Here is a 3,595-nt window from a genome sequence, read left to right as displayed (position 1 = left end):
GATGTAGATAAGGCATCAAAACCTAAGAAAGCAAAAAATACGGCCGCGCCCCCTGTCACAACACCTTCAATTCCATAAGGCATAAAAGGTGTCCAATTAGACGGTTTTACATAAAAAGCTCCTACAATAATAAAAAGAAGGATAATAAACAATTTAACAAGCACCATAAAGTTATTCACTTTTTTACTTTCTTTTGTTCCTCTTGAAAGCAGCCATGTAATAAGAAGCGTAATACAAACAGCAGGAAGGTTCACTAGACCTCCATTTGCAGGGATCGTAATCAATTCTTTTGGCAGCGAAAAACCAAAGCCTTCTAAAAAGTTGTTAAAATAAGAAGACCATCCGTTTGCTACTGCTGACATTGTTAACAAATAGACAGAAAGCAACGTCCATCCCATTAAATGCGCTACCACTTCGCCGATGGTTGCATATGTATAGGTGTAAACGCTCCCAGATACAGGTATAGTTGAAGCGAATTCCGCATAGCACAGCGCTGCAAAACCGCATACAATAGACGCCAATATAAAAGAAAAAATAACGGCTGGTCCAGCATCGTTAGCAGCTACTAAGCCTGTTAATACTAAAACCCCCGTTCCGATTACGGCTCCAATAYCAAGAAGAGTCAAATCGAATGCTCCTAATGTTTTGACTAGAGATTTGTTTTGACTTTGTTCTAATAATTGCTCGATTGACTTCTTTTTAAATAGTTTTCCCATTGCACTCTCTCCTCTCTGTTGCCACTCATCCCTTAAAAAACTTGAAAATAACGTTTTTCCCCATTGTGCTGCGCGTTTTTACTTCAGATACAGAAGTAATTATATAGAAATAATTACTAACTTGTCTATTAGTATACTAATATCATTATATATATTTCAATAGTTTTTGTAAGCGATTTCTTAATATCGCTCTATTTTGGATTTATAAACTAAATAAAGAGATTATCATTGTGCTTACGCATAATAAGTTTGAATAAAAATAATATTCTAAAAGATTATTTTACATGTTTTTAGATAACTTTTTTCACTAACTATCTTCAGATATAAATTCCTGACATAGAGATTATTTACAGAACGATGAATGTTTTATCTTACCGGGTGTTATAATGATGAAAACTGAAGTGTATGAAGGGCGGAGAAAGATGATTAACTTACTTATTGGCTGTATTTTACTAGCATTAGGAGTATACTTTATGTTTAAATTTCTTTTTTACTCTCCTTCTAAAAAGAAGCGAGATCAGCAAAATATAAACAAACCATCAGGTGAGGCTTCAGCTTCATCCCGTACAAACGATTCGAATGGAATAAGATAATTTTTTTTATAAAATACCGGCGTTTGTCTAAGGCAAAAGTTATACTGCTGATATATATTATCTTATACCCTTCTAGTTCAATATTCCCTTCATTTTGGTGTGAGACAAAATGAAGGGAATCACTATCCGACTTAAAAAATCGGATTTTTCTATTTAGTAAGGTAAATAGCTTCAATACACTCTGTTTGAATTCTTTTCTTTATTCAAGTGTACAGCTGCCTCTTCCACACTTACTGTTCCTATATTTTTCTTCCCGTGCTTTCGCATAGCAAGCGATTCATTTTCCACTTCTTTATCTCCTATCACAGCCATATAAGGAACTTTCAGCATTTCTGCTTCTCGAATTTTCAGCCCTATTTTTTCAATGCGATCATCTACTTCAACACGATACCCTTTTAACTCCAGCTCGTGTTTCACTTTATATGCATATTCCACGTGCGGCGGTGCAATAGGCAAAAGCTTAAAGTGAACAGGAGCCAACCAAAGAGGAAATTGACCTTCGTAATGTTCAATCAAGATGGCCATAAATCGTTCAACTGATCCGTATATAGCGCGGTGAATCATTACGGGACGATGAGGTTTATTGTCTTCTCCAATATACATACAGTCAAACTTCTCCGGCATTAAGAAATCAAGCTGAACTGTTCCGCACTGCCAGCTGCGACCTAAGGAATCTAAAATATGAAAATCGATTTTCGGCCCATAAAAAGCTCCGTCTCCTTCATTTACCTGATAGTCTAAGCCTTTTTCACTTAACACAGATTGAAGCGACTTTTCTGCTTGGTTCCATGTTTCAATATCTCCCATGAATTTTTCAGGTCGTGTGGATAACTCCACTTTGTAATTGAAGCCAAAATGTGAGTAAAAGTCATGGATAAACGCTAGGATGCGGCTAATCTCAGCTTCAATCTGACTGAGTTCTACGAATAAATGAGCGTCGTCCTGTGTAAATGAACGGACTCTTAGCAATCCGTTTAAAGACCCAGAAAGCTCGTGACGATGAACTAATCCAAGCTCTGCGTATCGAATCGGAAGTTCTCGGTAGCTTCTTCGCTTGCTGTTAAACAATAAAATGGCTCCCGGACAATTCATCGGTTTAATCGCATAGTTTTGTTTGTCAACATTTGAAAAATACATATTCTCATGATAGTGCTCCCAGTGCCCTGATTGTTCCCAGAGCTCCTGTTTCATCATGATGGGTGTTTTTATTTCTTGATAGCCTGCTTTATAATGCTTTTGTTTCCAGTAATTTTCTAACTCATTTCGAATAATCATTCCGTTAGGTAAGAAAAATGGCATACCAGGAGCTTCTTCCATCGACATAAACAGCTCCAGTTCTTGACCTAACTTTTGATGATTTCGCTTTTCTACTTCCACTTGTTTTGACATGTTCATTCCTCCAATATGTTTTTATTCAACAAAAAACCGCACTCATCCCTAGTRAAGGGACGAATGCGGCCGTGGTACCACCCTAATTCCGTRAAATACYTATACGTATTTYACGCTCAAAAAAGATAACGGTTTTACCGRTTGCRGTTTCAGTTATGCACGTTCCCTGCAATAGCTCTAAGGTGGTAAATTAGATGATTTCTTAAGGGCTCTCAGCCAGTGACCCTATTCTCTGCGAAGAAAACAGCATCTAATTCGTGTCCTTTTCATTGCCAAATACTGTTTATTAGTTGTTAAAAGAGATTATAGTGTATAAATTTAACAGAAGTCAAGAAGTAATTTTTTATTTTTTTATGGTATAGAATTACTTTATGCTTGAATTCTTGAAAAGTTACTTAAGAATCTACGGACTTAAAAAGTTTTTTATTATACTATTAACGACTACATTTCATTCTTATTTTCATAACAATAAAGGCGAAAAAGAAAGATGCTATAAGTCCTTATTTGTTTTATCTAAGCGGGATTAATGAAGTGAAACCAATACTACCCCAAACCAGAACAAGTAACCTAACACAAGCATCATCAGGTTTTTAATTTATATACTAAAATATTAAATACACCTTTTTCTGCTCACGCAAATATCTGACTTGAATCCATAGAAACTATTTTTATCTATCTTTAGACAAAAGCTCATCATGCATGCTTCCACTTTGCGGAAAAATCCGTTTTTTCCTGACTTGTTCTTTAAGAATAACGTCAAGCTGCCGCTGAATTTTCCTTGTTTCATTTGTCGAAAAATACGGGTGAGCCAGATTTACTGTTTCTAACGGATCCTTGGTCAAATTGTACATTTCAATTTGATCAGGAACACGGGTTGTTTTAAGGGTAGTAAAACTC

At 35.9% G+C, this 3,595-nt stretch carries 3 protein-coding genes, 1 pseudogene and 1 other annotated feature; of the genes and pseudogenes, 1 reads left to right on the top strand and 3 read right to left on the bottom strand.

The features are described from left to right. On the bottom strand, window positions 1-716 hold a 716-nt coding region (locus AC1DRF_RS19620), incomplete at its 3' end, for an amino acid permease (protein ID WP_477741459.1). A gap of 389 nt (window positions 717-1,105) precedes the next feature. On the opposite strand from AC1DRF_RS19620, the gene AC1DRF_RS19615 reads away from it, so the two are divergent. Further along, a complete protein-coding gene (locus AC1DRF_RS19615) occupies window positions 1,106-1,309 on the top strand; it encodes a hypothetical protein (RefSeq protein ID WP_243405956.1) in 204 nt (67 codons plus the stop codon). 171 nt (window positions 1,310-1,480) lie between these two features. On the opposite strand, the gene thrS is transcribed toward AC1DRF_RS19615, so the two are convergent. Further along, window positions 1,481-2,698, bottom strand: a complete 1,218-nt coding sequence (gene thrS / locus AC1DRF_RS19610) for a threonine--tRNA ligase (protein ID WP_162214270.1) — start codon at window positions 2,696-2,698, stop codon at window positions 1,481-1,483. A gap of 52 nt (window positions 2,699-2,750) precedes the next feature. Continuing rightward, window positions 2,751-2,977 (bottom strand) — a binding site (T-box leader). Between the two features lie 389 nt (window positions 2,978-3,366). After that, window positions 3,367-3,595, bottom strand: a pseudogene (locus tag AC1DRF_RS19605) (sulfatase-like hydrolase/transferase); the annotation flags it as partial.

It is taken from the genome of Priestia sp. P5_B4, from assembly GCF_056400385.1.
Note: the sequence above shows the minus strand (reverse complement) of the source record. Positions and strands in the feature narration are given on the sequence as shown.